The sequence below is a fragment of the Chryseobacterium sp. genome, from assembly GCF_029240215.1.
In the GTDB taxonomy this organism is placed as follows: domain Bacteria; phylum Bacteroidota; class Bacteroidia; order Flavobacteriales; family Weeksellaceae; genus Chryseobacterium.
The window spans coordinates 52,788-66,283 of the sequence record NZ_JARBTK010000001.1; the positions used below are offsets into that span (position 1 = coordinate 52,788).

The window sequence follows — 13,496 nt, forward strand, 5'->3', positions numbered from 1 at the left end:
TCACAACAGTTTAAAGGTGAGATAGCTGTTGCTTAGATTCCTGCGGAATGACAAACTGCATGAAATAAAAAATCCCTGAAAAATTAATTTCAGGGATTCTGTTTTATCAATAAATTTTAATTTATTTTTTCTTTAAGGCAACAAACTTGAAGTAAGAAACTATTGATAATAACAACATTGTTCCTAAACCAATATATACCCAAGCCGGAACCGGAACAGGATCTCCTGCTGCGTAAGAATGCAGCCCGCTTAAGTAATAATTTACTCCAAAATAGGTCATGACCATTGAGCAAAATGCAAACATCGTTGCAACGTGGAATGCCCATCTACTTCTCAATCCAGGAACCAATCTCATGTGTATAACAAAAGCGTAAACCATAATCGAAATAAATGCCCAAGTTTCTTTCGGATCCCAACTCCAATATCTTCCCCAAGATTCATTGGCCCAGATTCCACCTAAGAAATTCCCTACGGTAAGAGCAAAAAGTCCGATCGTTAAAGACATTTCAGAAACGATTGCCAATTCTTTTAACGTAGTATCATTATGAAATTTAAATAAATTCTTATCTGAAATAATGTAGAAAACCAATGAAATTACCGCAATGATCATTGACAGTGCAAAGAAACCGTAACTCGAAGTAATAATTGCAACGTGTACAATCAACCAATAAGACTTCAAAACAGGAACTAATGGTGTAATCTGCGGATCAAGAGCTGAACCTCCATGAGCAAACCCCATCATGATTACAGCTACCATAAATCCGGCAGCCGGAATTAAGGCATTTGAGTTTCTATACAAAGCTAAACCAGCAGAAATTCCTACCCATGAGATGAAAATAATCGCTTCATAGCCGTTACTCCAAGGTGCATGACCAGAAATATACCATCTTGCAACCAATCCTAGGAAATGAAGAAAATATCCAACTACACCTAAAATAATGATTGCTTTAATGATTTTACTTAAAAGTTTTTTAGACTTAAATAATTCCACAAAACCTAAGATCAGCAATAAACTTCCGATAATTGTATAGAAAATTAAAAGTTTGAAGTTAAGATTCACCTCGTTCATGAAAACTTCCAGGTCAACTTTAGTTTTAGAAGGAACTACGCTTTTTCCCCACTTCTGCTGATAAGCTGAAAGCTTTGCTAATTCTGCATCAGCTTTGGTCCAATCACCTGTTTTCTGAGCCTGAAGAGCTTCTGCGAAATAAGGTCCCATTACTTGCTGAGATTCCATATCCGGTTCCATTTTTTGGTCAAGCCAAGAATGCCAAGTGTGATTCGGGTCATTTTTTACAGGAACAATTCTCATGAACTGACCGCTGAAAAATTCATTAAAAATCTGAACTCTTTCGTTTACTTTGATGACTTGTTTGTCATATTCAGTCTGCTCGGAAGCTTTTTTACGAAAAGCGTTATTGTAGTCTTCATCTAAGATGTAAGTCAGGTTTCCATTAGCATCGGCAGGAAAAAGATTCATCAACGAAGTATACCCGTCTTCGTCAGCTTTTGTTTTCTCCAAAAGTTCTTTACCTCCTTTTGAATCGATCTTAATCAACGGAACCATTGTCCAGCTTGGAGTATCTGTGTTTACGGATAAAAACCATTGATTTGCGGTAAGATATTTTCCGTCTGTACCTCTGAACGCATCTTTTTTGTACAATTTTCTTAAAACATCTAAAGCCTGGGTGTTTGTAGGAACAATTCTACCTTCGAAATTCTGAACCAAAAGATATCCGAATTTATCTGCGTGTTCTTTACTGATTTTATTTCTTGCAATGATCTCGTCTGCTGAAATCATTTTCATTTTCGTTAAAGGTGCAGCCACAGAATTTTGTTGTACACTTGGCTGTGGCTTATGTGTTTCCGAAGGCGCTTCATGCGTATGACCGTCTCCTTCTACATGTACATGTTCTCTACTTCCATCTGTGTTTCCATGAGTCTCAATTTTCTGTGCATTTAAGCCGAAACTTAAAAATAGAAGCAGAATTGCTGCTGCTCTTTTCTTGTTGATGTCTTTCAGCATCTTGTTTAATTTCCAGAAGTGAGTTCCTTTCCAGAAGAAGATCACAAACATTCCGCCAAATAAAAATGCATATCCTATATAAGAAATTAAAGTTCCCCAGAAATCGTGATTTACAGATAAAACAGTTCCCATTCTGTCTGGTGAAAAACTAGACTGGAAGAAACGGTATCCTTTATAATTCAACACATTATTCATATAAATTTTATAAGGGGTCTGTTTTCCCTGATCTATAATTTTAACATGACTTTCATATGCACTTGGAGATGAACTTCCGGGATATGTTTCCATTACAAAGTCATCTAATTTTATTGCAAATGGAGTATTGTAAATTTTCGGACCAAAACCAACCATGATATTCAGATTATCTATATTAATCTGTTTGTACGCATTTGGATTTCCTCTTTCTACGGATAGATCAACAATTTGTTTAGTTTTTGGACCTTGAAGCTCAATGGTCATTACATCAGGAACATTCTGATCTTTCTTTCTGTCGCCTTCAAAAGCCAATAATTTACCTTTTCTGAGACCTTCGGGAACAACTAATTTTAATTCGTTAATTGTATATAAACTTCTCAAAACCAAAGGCTGGAACTGATCTTTCACAGTAGTTCCCGTTGCCTGAGTTGCCATCGTCATGTAATTGGCATTGACAGGAGTCTTAATTAAAATCTGCCCATTTTCTTTTCTGAATTCAACGGCACCGTCAATAGCTCTGTTGAAGGTTACTAAAGTTCCGTTGATTGATTTTGTTTCACCTGGTTTGATATAAATATTCTGTCTTCCGGTTTCAGCAGTGGAAACCAGATGAAGATATTCCGCACCGTTTGGATCAGCAATTAAACTGTCTTTTTTTCTCTGAACATAGTCAAGCGTTTTTACTTTTACGGTCTTTCCGTGGAAATCATAGGTGGCAGCAAAATTTTTGTGCAATGGCGACATCAAATAAGGAATATCCTGATAGTCAAGCGCATCACCTTTTTCTTCTATTTTAATTTTAAAGAAATGTTTATCCGTAACAATCTCATTAGAAGTTTCTCCTTCTCTGATCACCATTTGACCTTCAAAACTGATATATCTTGTAATTGCCCCTCCAATAAAAATGAATATGAATGCAAGGTGGAAAACCAAAACCGGCCATTTTTCTCTTTTCCAGAGACGGTAACGTGAAATATTTCCGATGAAATTCAGAATCAGAAGAACCATGATCAGTTCAAACCATTTAGCTTCATAGATTAATGCTTTCGCTGTGGGCGTTCCATAGTCGTTTTCTAAAAATGTTGCGTACGCCATAGAAAATGCGTAAACCAGCAATAGAATAGCCATTGTTCTGGTTGAAATAAGAATATCCTGGATCTTCTTCATGATTTTTTTTACTTGACATGCAAAAATAAGGATGATAAAACGAAAGGGAGAGAAAAAAAGCTGTTTTTTGTCATCAGAAGCCTATGAAAGTGTTATTTTGAATCATTCTTAATAACCTTAAAATCATTCTTAAAAATCTAAATTATCTGTGAATCAACATAGAAAAGCGACTTCGTTTTTATGAAAAAAAATAATGACAATATTAAAAAAACACTAAATTTGCCAGGATTGACATTATGGAAAAGAAAACACAAAAACCACAGACCGAGTCGCCTGAAAAAGGCAAGATCTTATCAAAACCGCGCATCTTTTTCGGATTGACGTTCATCGTTTTTTCGGGAGTCCTTGCGCTGTCGTTCATTTCGTATCTAATGAATTGGAAATCAGATCAGAGCCAAGCCGGAACAATGCTTGATAAAAGCATAAAATCTTCCAATATTTTTGGAAAATTAGGCGATTGGCTGGGCAATATCTTTATCTTTGAAAGCATCGGGGTTGCATCATTTATTGTTGCATTTCTTTTTGTGGTTTTCGGGACAATGATCCTGAAGAAAAAAATCTTTAAACCATGGATGACTTTCGGACATTCTTTATTTTTCATTTGCTGGCTTCCTATTTTTTTCGGAGCCATCACAAAAGGTCAGGGAAATGCAGGAGTTCTGAGTGGAGTTTACGGCTATCAGATTATGGATTCTCTGAATGCAATCATCGGAAGTGTTGGTCTTTGGTTGGTTTTAATAGTAAGTATTGCTTTGTATTTTATTCTTGAATTTAATCTTCGTCCAAGCTCAATCAAATCAAAATTTAATGAAATCAATGAAAATACGATTGGCAGAGTAAAATCAATGATGCCGAATTCCAGTGAAAATTTTGAAGCAGATGAAGAACTTGAAAATGAAATTCAGGAAAACTCACCGAATATTACAGTAACTGATCTTTCTGAAAACTCTAAAACAAAAGATTCTTCAAAATCAACAAAAACTTCTGTCGAAATTCTGCCGGCTTCCAGTGTAGAAACCATTGTTACTCCTAATCAAACTTCATTTGAAGAGGATAAAAAAGAATTTTCGCAACCTTTAAGTTTAGATTTAAACACAAAACCCGTAATTCCTGTTGCGAAACATGAAGAAGCTTTTGATATGAAACCTTCTACTTCGTCATCGGATGGAATTAAATTTAATGTAGAAGTTGCTCCTGCTGTTGAGATTTTGGATGATTCTGAAAAGCAGTCGAATGATCTGGTTGAAAAACACGGTTTATATGATCATCGTTTGGATCTGGCTAAATTCCAGATGCCAACTTTAGATTTGCTGAAAGATTACGGAAATGAAGAAATTTCGGTTAATAAAGAAGAATTAGAAGAAAACAAAAATAAAATTGTCGGATTACTAAAGAACTTCAATGTTGGAATTGCTGAAATTAAAGCGACCATCGGACCAACAGTTACTTTATACGAAATCGTACCGGAAGCGGGAATCAGAGTTTCTGCAATTAAAAAACTTCAGGATGATATTGCTTTGAATCTTTCAGCTTTAGGAATCAGAATCATTGCACCAATGCCAGGAAAAGGAACGATAGGAATTGAAGTTCCGAGAAAAAACCCCACGATGGTTTCTATGCGCTCGGTAATTGCTTCACAGAAATTCCAGAATACAGATATGGATCTTCCGGTTGTGTTTGGAAAAACGATTTCTAATGAAGTTTTCATGGCAGATTTATCAAAAATGCCTCACCTTTTAATGGCTGGTTCTACAGGACAGGGAAAGTCGGTTGGTATTAATGCAATCTTGACTTCCCTACTTTATAAGAAGCATCCGAGTGAATTGAAATTCGTAATGGTTGACCCTAAAAAAGTGGAGCTTTCACTATATTCAAAAATTGAAAGACATTATTTAGCAAAACTTCCCGATTCTGATGATGCAATTATCACGGATACTCATAAAGTGATCAACACTTTGAATTCTCTTTGTGTAGAGATGGATCAGCGATATGATTTGCTTAAAAACGCTTTCTGTAAAAATTTAAAAGAATACAATAAAAAATTCAGCGAAAGAAAATTAAATCCTGAAAATGGACACAGATATTTGCCATACATCGTTTTGGTAGTCGATGAATTTGCAGATTTGATTATGACTGCCGGAAAAGAAGTTGAACTTCCTATCGCAAGATTGGCGCAGTTGGCAAGAGCGGTCGGAATTCACCTTATTGTTGCAACGCAAAGACCTTCGGTGAATGTAATTACCGGTATGATTAAAGCCAATTTCCCTGCAAGAGCTGCATTTAGAGTAATTTCAAGTGTAGATTCAAGAACTATTCTGGATTCTCCGGGAGCAGATCAGTTAATTGGAAAAGGTGACATGCTTTATTTTAACGGAAATGAAATTTTAAGACTTCAGTGTGCATTTGTTGATACGCCTGAAGTTGAAAGACTGGCAGAATTTATCGGTGAACAAAAAGGTTATGCTTCTGCATTTATGCTTCCAGAATATGTAAATGAAGAGGCAACAAGTTCTGTCGGAGCTTTTGATCCTAATGAAAAAGATCAATTATTTGATGAAGCAGCGAGAATTATTGTTTCAACTCAGCAAGGTTCAACCTCTATGCTTCAGAGACAATTGAAATTAGGATACAACAGAGCCGGAAGAATAATGGATCAGCTTGAAGCAAGCGGTATTGTTGGTGGATTCAACGGTGCTAAAGCGAGAGAGGTTCTTATTAGTGATCTGAATTCTTTGGAACAGTTTTTGGAAGATCTGCGAAGTTAAAAAAACAAGTCAGATTTACATTTTAACTTTTGACAATTCAATTTGTCTAAAGAATAGAAAATTTAGAAAAAGAAACATGAAAAAAATAATTTCAAAAATAGTATTGGGTAGTTTTGTGGTAGGAAGTATTGCTTTTGTACAGGCTCAAAAAATTGATGCTAAAGCAAAAAAAATCTTGGATGATGTAACGGCAAATTACAAATCTAAAAAGAATTCTTATTTCAAATTTGCTTTTGGAAGCGGTGTAAACGGTGTGGTGAGCAAAAACGAACCCGGAATATATTACACAGCCGGCGATAAATATAAATTGAAGATCATGGAGACAGAGCAGATTTTCGATGGCAGCAAAATTTACAATATCAACACAGAAGATAAGGAAGTGACGGTAGCAAAGCCTAATGAAAGTTCGACGATGTTCTCTCCTATTAATTATCTTACCTCGTACAGAAATGATTACAATGTTACCTATAATGGTAAAAAAACGGTTGATGGTGTAAGTGCAGATTTTATTAAATTGACACCTGTAAAAGCAAACGGATTAAAATACATTTACATTTATATCGATGGAGCAAAAAAACAAATGCTGAAATTGGAACAGCATGGAAACAACAAAGATATTGCGGTAATTTCTATTAAAGAATACAAAGAAAATCAGCAACTGGATTCTAATATGTTTGTTTTTGATAAAAATAAATTCAAAAATTATCTTGTTACAGAATTATAATTCTAAATAAATATTAAAATTTAAAGTCACAAAGGAAACTTTGTGGCTTTTTCATTAATTTTGACGAATGTTTAAAATATTAGACCGATATATCATTAAAACCTTTTTTGGTCCGTTTTTATTTATATTCAGCGTATTGTTTTTCATTTTTATTGTAAACATTATCTGGATTCAGCTTGGGCAGTTTATGGGAAAGGGTCTTACTACATTTCAGATCATGAAACTTCTTTTTTATCTGGGAGTGAGTGTGGTAAGTATGGTTTTACCTTTAACAATACTTTTGGCGAGTATCATGTCTTTTGGTGAATTTGGTGAACGCTACGAACTTGCAGCAATGAAAGCTGCAGGAATCTCACTGACCAGAGTGATGATGCCGCTTTTGGGAGTTGTGACTTTAATGGCGATTCTACTCTACTTTTTTTCGAATAATATTATTCCCGACTTCCAGAGAAAGGCAAAAAATATGCTTTTCAATATTGCTCAGACAAAACCTGCACTGAATTTTACACCGGGTCAGTTTATAGATCAAATTCCCGGATATATGGTGAAATTTGACAAGATTGAGGGTGAAGACGGTCGTGATCTGGAAGGGATTTTCATTCATAAAAAAGCAAGTACATTCGAAAATCAACAATCGATCGTAGCAGAAAAAGGAAAATTTGTAACGCCTCCCAATAAAAATTATCTACAGTTAGTTTTATTTAATGGTTATGTTTTTGAAGACAGCTATGCCGGAAAAGCAGAAAACGTACGATTAAAACAACCTGATCAGGCTATAAAATTTGATACGTTGGTTTCTCATTTTGATGTAAGTGAAATCATCAATAAAGCCATTGAAGAAGAAAAAATCACTGAAGATTACCGTTTTCAGACTTTTAATGAATTGTTTACCACGATTGATAAAGCCAGAAAAGACAATGCTAAATTGGTAAGCAATATCAGTTCCGAAGTCATTTCTCAAACCAGTTCGGTCGTCAGTTATATGGATAAAAACAAGTCTAAAGCACCTGTGAAATCACAATATAAATTTGATACCATCAAGACTGACAAAAAGTTGGAGATGATTTATAATGCGCACAGCAGATTAGATAATCTGAAAACAACATTAGATTCAAAAGAGCAGGAACTTACGCCAAGCATAAAATATTTTAATAAGGTGGTAATTTATCAGCAGAGAATTATCTCATATTCATTTACCTGTATTATTTTCTTTATGATCGGAGCGAGTTTGGGATCTATCATCCGAAAAGGAGGAATGGGTGTCCCTGTAATTGTTGCAATTGTGATCTTTATTATATTTTACGTAATCAATGTTGGGTTTGAAAACGTTGCATGGTCCGGAAAAATGAGTCCTTATCTTGCAGCATGGCTTCCGAATATGATTTTGTTTCCTTTTGGAGTTTTAATGACCTACAAGGCATTGACAGATTCTCAGTTATTCGATTCTGAAAAATACAAATCATTCTTTAAACCGCTTACAAAACTTTTCGTAAAGGATAAAGAACATAAACGATATCAATAAGCATTTAATCAGGAGTCTTTCTCCTGATTTTTTTTGCTTTAAATGAAAGATATTTCTCAACGTTAAATTGAGTTATTATGAAGTTTAAATATGAGTAAACTTTAAAAATTGGTTATGTTGTAAATAATTTTATCTTTATATTCAACAATCTGAAAATTTCAACAATGAAAAAAACACTCTTTATATTCTTGATCTTCATTGGTATTTCTGCTTCAGCTCAACAAACCGATACAGAAAATTACATCAAAAAAGAAAGCATCGGCGGAAAGTTTGATTTTACAAAAAAAGTGGATGAAAAATACACAGACAGCCCAATGATAGCTTTCGGTAATACTATTTACAATAAAAAAGATTTTGCTATTTTACTTTGGGGAGCAAATGTCAGAAATTTAGGAATAGAATCATTTGATCAGACAGCAAAATTGTGGGAAGAAATTTATAAAAAATCTCTCACCGAACCCGAAAAGAAAGCTTTGAAAACAGGATTTGAAGCAAAATTTTAATGCTGAAATCATTTTGTCGCACATTTTTTGTTTTTGTAAACATCGGATCTCAAAACTGCTATAATGAAAAAACTATTTCTAATTTCTAGTATATTCTTCATAATTTCTTGTAAAAAAGAGAATCATAAAGCTATTGAAGAGTCTGTTAACTCAGATAGTTTAACTTCAAAAACACCTAAAGATTCTTTGAAGTTGAAAAATGATCTAAATTCAGTTGACGGAATAAAAAAAGAATACAACCTGGTAAATTCAAAACTGACAGCAAAGAAACTTGATTCTGTAAGCTTTGCATATGAATGTGAAGAAAGATCAGGTAACGTTATTTATTATTCAGAAAAGGGAGTTTTAAAAGTCATAAAGCATTTCAACGCAGACAGTCATTTTTCTTCAACTGAAAATTATTTTGTGAATGAAGGAAAACCTTATTTTGTTTTCAAAGATGATACAGTGTGGAGTTTTGACGGCGGAACTCCCGAGAAACCCGAAACAAAAGATGATATTACTGAGCAGAGGTTTTATATTGTTGAAGGTAAATCAATTCAATGTTTAGAGAAGAAATATACTTTAAAATCAAGCTCAAAAAACAATCCTCAATCTGAGAATATTCAGAATAAAGAAATGAAAAATTGCTCGATTAATGAATTGCAGAAAACCTTTAATCTGCTTATGAAAAATAAAGATAAAAAAGGCAAAATGAATTGTCTTTAAAAATAAAAAGTGGTTTTGAATTTATCGAAACCACTTTTTTATAATTTAAAACTGAAAATTATACTTTCATAATTTCGGCTTCTTTCGCCTTAAGATGATCGTCACAAAGTTTTACGTGCTTATCTGTAAGTATCTGAATTTCTTCTTCAGTACCTTTGATTGCATCTTCAGAAACTCCTTCCAATTTCTTTAGTTCTTTGATCCCGTTTTGTCTTGCGTTTCTTACAACGATTTTAGTATCTTCAGTTTCTCCTTTAGCCTGTTTTGCCAATTCTCTTCTTCTGTCCTCTGTCAAAGGCGGAACATTAAGGATGATATTTTCCCCGTTATTAGAAGGTGCAAAGCCTAAGTTAGAATTAATAATAGCTTTTTCAATAGCGTTGATTGCGGTTCTATCCCAAGGTTGAATAGAAATTGTCATCGCATCGGGTACAGAAACGTTGGCAACCTGATTAAGAGGAGTTGGAGCACCATAATATTCTACCATCACATCCTGAACCATATTCGTAGACGCACGTCCCGCTCTGATTCTTTGAAATGCATGATCCAAGTGCTTTATAGCTGCTTCCATATCATGTTTTACAGATTCTACGATAAGATCTAATTCTTCCATTATATAATAAAAATTTGATAAGTTACACATTTGGTTAAGATGAGTAATAAGTAATTTTTTTAATAAATAATACTTTTACTTTTTTAAATATTCACTAAAGTTCCAACAGATTCTCCTTCAACAATCTTCACTAAATTACCATCTTTATTCATATCAAAAACAATGATTGGTAATTTATTTTCGTGGCTTAATGTAAAAGCAGTCATATCCATCACTTTAAGATTTTTTTCGAAAACTTCGTCGAAAGATAATGAATTGTATTTTACAGCATTTTCGTTTTTCTCAGGATCGCTGTCGTAGATTCCGTCTACTCTTGTTCCTTTTAAGATAACTTCTGCATCAATTTCTATTGCTCTTAAAGTTGCTGCCGTATCGGTTGTGAAATAAGGATTTCCTGTTCCTGCTCCGAAGATTACCACTCTACCCTTTTCAAGGTGTCTCACAGCTCTTCTTTTGATGAAAGGTTCAGCTACTTTATCCATTTCGATGGCAGATTGTAATCTTGTTTTGATTCCTGCATCTTCCAAAGCGCCTTGTAATGCCATACCGTTGATTACAGTTGCAAGCATTCCCATGTAATCGCCCTGTACTCTGTCCATTCCCTTTGCAGCTCCTGCCACACCACGGAAAATATTTCCTCCTCCAATTACGATCGCAATTTCGCAGCCTAAGTCAACTACTTTTTTAATTTCCTGAGCATACTCCATCAGTCTTTCGGTATCGATACCATACTGTCTGTTCCCCATCAATGCTTCACCACTCAGTTTTAGAAGGATTCTTTTATATTTCATCTTTAAATTTATAATAGTTTTTGAGAATTAATTTCCTCAGAAATTAACTTTGCAAATATAATCATTAAAAATATTGAAAAAAGAAAAATATTTAATAGTAAATAATGTTCTAAATATTTTGATAAGTACGAAAAAGGATTATTTTTGCATTAATTAATTACTGATTTGAAGAAAGTTCTAATTTTTTCACTATTTCTTTCGGGAATTGTTTCATTTGCACAAACTGGAACAAACGTTTACCCATTTCTGAACATTCCGGTTTCGGCACGACAGGCTGCTTTGGGCGGTGATGCGATTACCATGAGAGATCACGATGTGTCTTTTGCAATTGCCAATCCTGCTTTGCTAAATAAAGAGTCAGACAAACAGCTTTCCGTGAATGCGACTGCTTATCTTGCAGATTCAAAATACGGAACCATTGCCTTTGCCAAAGATCTCGACAATGGTCACATGGTTACTGTAAATGCTCGTTACATGAGCTATGGAAACATTCCGAGAACCGATGAAAGCGGGTTCGAAATGGGAGAATTCTCTGCTTCTGATGTTGCCGTAGGTGGTGGATACGCTTATCAGTTTGAAGAAGACTGGACAATCGGGGGTGGATTAAATTTTATCACTTCAAAAATTGACACCTATACGTCTTCTGCTTTAGCAGGAACTTTGGGAGTTACGTATCATCCAAAACAGAGTAAAGAAGTAGTTTCTGTGGTGTTAAGAAACTTTGGTTATCAGTTTAAATCATTCAATGGTGTTAGAGAAAATCTACCATTCAGGATTGATTTAGGTTATACTAAAATTTTAAAAGCTTTTCCTTTAGCAATTACGGTTACAGCACATGATCTACAACAGTTTGATATTTCTTCAGAATTAAATGTAAACGGACAGGAAGTAAATGTTGGCAGAAAGATTGCCGATCACTTCTCTTTGGGTGCAGAATTGTTTCCTGAAAAAAGTTTCAACGTAAGATTGGGATATAATGTAAGAAGAGGAAATGAATTAGCTGTAGCTGATCAAAGAAATTTTTCCGGGCTTTCAGCAGGTTTCGGACTTAAAGTTTCAAAATTCCGTATCGATTATGCGCATGTGAGATATCATAATTCTTCCAATGTCAATCAGATAGGAATTTCTGTAGATCTTAGCAGCCACAGAGGAGAATAATTTAATAATCACATTTTTATTTTAACTAAATTAAACATTGTGTTCTCTGCTAAGTGGAACGCCTTTGCGAACTTAAAAACAGTATTTAGTTAAATAAATCTTTGCGAACTTTGCGTTAAAATAATCATTAGAATAATCATAATTTCTCAAGTTTAAATCAGCAAATTCTTTGGATTTTGAGATTTTTTTTTGAAATTTGTAAGATGAAAAAACCAGTAATAGCAGTTGACGGATTCTCATCTACGGGGAAAAGTTCTATTTCAAAAATTATTGCCGAAAAATTAGGAATTGTACACTTAGATACAGGAGCTTTATACAGAGGCATTACTTGGTTTGCATTACAAAACTGTTTAAATGACGATCAAACAATCAATCTAAAGCAGCTTTTTTCATCTTTCTCACTCATCGAACTTGAATTTAAAAATGATAATGGCGAACTGGTTCTTTTCCTAAATCATATCAATATTTCTAAAGAAATTCGTTCTAACGAAGTTTCAAATAATGTAAGTTTAATTGCAAAACAAAAGGAAGTAAGAGATTTTCTTTTGCAGTCTCAACGCAATTTGGCAGAAAAAGGCGGAATCATTATGGATGGCAGAGATATTGGCACAATTGTACTGCCAAATGCCGATTTTAAATTTTTCCTGACAGCAAGTATTGATGAGAGAACCAAAAGAAGGTATCAGGAATTATTAAGCTTAGGACTTGAAGCTGACGAAATTCAGGTGAGAGAAAACCTGATAGAAAGGGATCGTATCGACAGTGAAAGAGAAATTGCACCTTTAAAGAAAGCAGATGATGCAATTGTCATTGATAATACGATGCTTACTAAAAAAGAGACAATAGAAAGCATACTGTCATATTTAAAAAAATAACATTTTTTATCTGCCAGAATCCTTATTTGGTATATTAATTGTAAGATTTGAAGTATAGAATATTTATTAACAATAATTAAAAAACAAGAAATGTCTAGAAAAGAAAATAATACAGCAGGTATTTTGGCAGGACTTTTAGCAGGTGCTGCGGCAGGTGTAATCTTAGGAATGTTATACGCTCCTGAAGAAGGAAAAGAAACCAGAAAAAAAATTAAAAATAAAGCTAACGACTTAAAGGAGGAAGCTAAAAACAAATACGGAGAAGTTTCTGAAAAAGTAAAAGATCAGTACGGAAACATCTCTTCTACTTTCAAAGAAACAGCAAGTAATGTAGCTCATACTGTGAAAGACGGTTATGATAAATACAAAGATCAAATCGTTTCTAAAACGACTGACATTGTAAAAGATGTTGAAACAGGATTGAATGATCTGAAAAGATAAATTCATTT

11 protein-coding genes are annotated in these 13,496 nt (G+C 34.1%); 8 read left to right on the forward strand and 3 right to left on the reverse strand.

From position 1 onward, the window contains the following. Positions 1-121 precede the first annotated feature (121 nt). Positions 122-3,388 (reverse strand): cytochrome c biogenesis protein, encoded by a 3,267-nt coding sequence (gene ccsA / locus K0R77_RS00275; RefSeq protein ID WP_300346088.1) that lies wholly within the window; start codon positions 3,386-3,388, stop codon positions 122-124. A 236-nt stretch (positions 3,389-3,624) separates the two neighbouring features. On the opposite strand from ccsA, the gene K0R77_RS00280 reads away from it, so the two are divergent. The 5 genes from K0R77_RS00280 to K0R77_RS00300 all read left to right on the forward strand — a co-directional run bounded on the left by K0R77_RS00280 (position 3,625) and on the right by K0R77_RS00300 (position 9,610). After that, entirely contained in the window at positions 3,625-6,153 is a 2,529-nt protein-coding gene (locus tag K0R77_RS00280) for a DNA translocase FtsK (RefSeq protein ID WP_300346090.1), read from the forward strand. Positions 6,154-6,229: 76 nt separating this feature from the next. Next, positions 6,230-6,877 (forward strand): outer membrane lipoprotein carrier protein LolA, encoded by a 648-nt coding sequence (locus K0R77_RS00285; protein ID WP_300346092.1) that lies wholly within the window; start codon positions 6,230-6,232, stop codon positions 6,875-6,877. Positions 6,878-6,944: 67 nt separating this feature from the next. Next, the gene (locus K0R77_RS00290) at positions 6,945-8,399 is read left to right on the forward strand and encodes an LptF/LptG family permease (protein ID WP_300346094.1); all 1,455 of its coding nucleotides are present in this window, start codon (positions 6,945-6,947) and stop codon (positions 8,397-8,399) included. 164 nt (positions 8,400-8,563) lie between these two features. Further along, complete coding sequence (locus tag K0R77_RS00295; RefSeq protein WP_300346096.1) at positions 8,564-8,902, forward strand: hypothetical protein; 339 nt, start codon at positions 8,564-8,566, stop codon at positions 8,900-8,902. Positions 8,903-8,965: 63 nt separating this feature from the next. Then, a complete protein-coding gene (locus K0R77_RS00300; protein ID WP_300346098.1) occupies positions 8,966-9,610 on the forward strand; it encodes a hypothetical protein in 645 nt (214 codons plus the stop codon). A gap of 58 nt (positions 9,611-9,668) precedes the next feature. Here the strand turns inward: K0R77_RS00300 and frr are convergent, their stop codons facing one another. Both frr and pyrH read right to left on the reverse strand, forming a co-directional pair. Then, positions 9,669-10,223 (reverse strand): ribosome recycling factor, encoded by a 555-nt coding sequence (gene frr / locus K0R77_RS00305; RefSeq protein ID WP_300346100.1) that lies wholly within the window; start codon positions 10,221-10,223, stop codon positions 9,669-9,671. An 83-nt stretch (positions 10,224-10,306) separates the two neighbouring features. Continuing rightward, a complete protein-coding gene (pyrH, locus tag K0R77_RS00310; protein WP_300346102.1) occupies positions 10,307-11,014 on the reverse strand; it encodes a UMP kinase in 708 nt (235 codons plus the stop codon). A gap of 165 nt (positions 11,015-11,179) precedes the next feature. Here pyrH and porQ point away from each other — a divergent pair, with 165 nt between their 5' ends. The 3 genes from porQ (at position 11,180) to K0R77_RS00325 (ending at position 13,488) form a co-directional block, all read left to right on the forward strand. Continuing rightward, positions 11,180-12,172 carry a type IX secretion system protein PorQ gene (gene porQ / locus K0R77_RS00315; protein ID WP_300346104.1) on the forward strand — a complete coding sequence of 331 codons (993 nt, stop codon included), beginning with the start codon at positions 11,180-11,182 and terminating at the stop codon, positions 12,170-12,172. Between the two features lie 203 nt (positions 12,173-12,375). After that, positions 12,376-13,047: a (d)CMP kinase gene (gene cmk, locus K0R77_RS00320; RefSeq protein ID WP_300346106.1), complete on the forward strand. Its 672-nt coding sequence runs from the start codon at positions 12,376-12,378 to the stop codon at positions 13,045-13,047. A gap of 90 nt (positions 13,048-13,137) precedes the next feature. Then, positions 13,138-13,488, forward strand: a complete 351-nt coding sequence (locus K0R77_RS00325) for a YtxH domain-containing protein (protein ID WP_300346108.1) — start codon at positions 13,138-13,140, stop codon at positions 13,486-13,488. Positions 13,489-13,496 lie beyond the last annotated feature (8 nt).